This window comes from Saccharicrinis sp. 156 (genome assembly GCF_050589685.1).
Taxonomy (GTDB): Bacteria; Bacteroidota; Bacteroidia; order Bacteroidales; family Marinilabiliaceae; genus Saccharicrinis.
On the sequence record NZ_JBNGOS010000100.1, the window covers coordinates 1 to 1693 of the forward strand.

The 1693-nt window shown below is 43.4% G+C and carries 1 protein-coding gene; it reads left to right on the plus strand.

Going from position 1 to position 1693, the window contains the following annotated elements; translation table 11 throughout:
- The first annotated feature begins 121 nt into the window (after nt 1-121).
- Nucleotides 122-1477: a transposase gene (locus tag ACRD64_RS25200; RefSeq protein WP_430937404.1), complete on the plus strand. Its 1356-nt coding sequence runs from the start codon at nt 122-124 to the stop codon at nt 1475-1477.
- Nucleotides 1478-1693 lie beyond the last annotated feature (216 nt).

The following is a 1693-nucleotide window of genomic DNA, read 5'->3' on the forward strand; positions in this document are numbered from 1 at the left end:
TAGGGTCTGCCTTTTTATATATAACAGACTGCATGTCAATAACATGTTGAGAAATAAATTATTAAAAAACCCCGAAAAAGCCTAAATTAATAGGAAAATCGGGGTTTTTACATTTTTCAACATGAATAAATATACAAAAAATAATTTACCCAAGCTTTTTTCGGAAGAAGAAACTTGCGGACACAGAGTTCAAATATTCAAAGAGACAAAACTTGGAAAAATCCATGCATCGTTACCCTTGGAAGAGTTGGGCACTACCCTGCCCATTCGACAAGAAGGCACCGCCGGTGCGCCATCTTGGTTCGGCAATGCAGGCATGTTTGCCGTGATGTTTCTGAAGCATTACTTGAACCTGAGTGACGAGATGCTCGTGGACAGGATAAACACGGATTGGGAGCTTCAGATGTTTTGCGGCAGGCAGTTTGGGGACAACGACCGTATCCGCGACCGCAACCTTCCTTCTCGCATAAGAAGTTACATCGGCAACAACCTGTCCCTGGAAACCTTTCAGGAAATTATGATCGAGCAATGGAGTCCCCACATGGGAAACACCCATTGCAGCCTGTTCGATGCGACGGCTTACGAAAGTTACGTTAAATACCCAACGGACGAAAAGCTCCTGTGGGACTGCTGCGTATGGATATTTGAATGTATTTATGTGCTGTGCAAGGAACTTGGGGTTAAACGCCCCCGTCACAAATACCGCGAACAATCCATCAAACAGCTGGCTTTCTCAAAAACAAGGAAGAAAACTTTCAAGTTAAGAAAGCGACGGAGAAACAGCCTGCTGTACTTGTTGAACCAGGGCATTGTTTTTATGGATGCGTTGCTGGCCGAAAATGCAGCGTTCTTGAACATCGCAAAATACCTTTGCGTTCAGGAAAAACTGAAAACGGTACGCACCATATTCCGGCAACAGACCTATATGCACGAACACCCGGGGGAGTACGTGAAAAACCGTATCGTGTCGTTTTTCAAACCATACCTGCGTCCCATTATCAGGGGGAAAGAAAACAAACGTGTCGAATTCGGCGCAAAGGCGCACATCTATCAAGTGGACGGGATCAACCTTATCGACAAGCTGTCCTTTGACCCGTACAACGAGGCTCTTTGCCTGAAAGGTTGCGTTGACAAGCATAATCGTCATTTCGGCGAGCTTCACCAGTTGGGTGTCGACAACATTTACGGAACAAACAAAAACAGAACGTTCATTACGGAAAACAAGATATGTACCTGCCTGCCCAGAAAAGGGCGTCCCCCGAAACATGATAAACAAACAAGCAAAATGCGCCAAGAGCTGGGCAGACAAAGGGCAACAGCATTGGAAGGGAGCTTCGGCAACGAAAAAAACCATTATGGACTAAGAAAGGTAAAAGCCAGAACCCAAAACAATGAAATCGTGTGGATTCTGTTTGGCATCATGACGGCCAATGCGGTTAAAATTAGCAAAAGAACACGGCAACAAGAAGATGGCTGAAACAACCTAAAAGCTTGGAATCTTGTGCATGGGATAGGTATGCCCTTTTGTCAAATTTCAATTATAAAATATCATTTTGTTAATCCAAAAGCCAAGAACTGCTCCCATGGTAGTATAAAAAAATAAAAGCTGCACCTTTGAATGATACAGCTTTTGAATATTATTTCATTTTTTAATGTATAACCATACACGAAAGTGATTTACAGGGAAAGCCTA

Bases quoted from the DNA above. Each gene is read 5' to 3' on its own strand.
- ACRD64_RS25200 (WP_430937404.1), top strand. From the start codon at position 122: ATGAATAAATATACAAAAAATAATTTACCCAAGCTTTTTTCGGAAGAA.